At 37.3% G+C, this 276-nt stretch carries 1 protein-coding gene; it reads right to left on the bottom strand.

Going from position 1 to position 276, the window contains the following annotated elements; genetic code table 11:
- Positions 1-49: 49 nt before the first annotated feature.
- Positions 50-276: peptidylprolyl isomerase (locus ACFIO5_RS12770; RefSeq protein WP_375705604.1), on the bottom strand; the 227-nt coding region annotated here is incomplete at its 5' end.

Below are 276 nucleotides of genomic sequence, written 5' to 3'. Positions count from 1 at the left end.
AAGTATTCTCTAGATTTTTATTCTCAGCCATATGGAAAACTCCTTTGGTTTATCTCTCGATTTGTAAGGTAGCAGCATGAATAACATCAGGATTTGTTACAGATCCATTATTACTTGCAGTCCCTTTTTTAATTTTATCAACAACATCCATCCCCTTTATGACTTCCCCAATAACCGTATACTGGCCATTTAAAAAAGGAGCATCGTCAAAACAAATGAAAAATTGAGAATTCGCGGAATCTGGATCTTGTGAACGTGCCATCCCAACAGTACCGC

It is taken from the genome of Bartonella sp. AA86SXKL (assembly GCF_042196885.1).
This window is presented reverse-complemented; position numbering and strand designations above follow the sequence as displayed.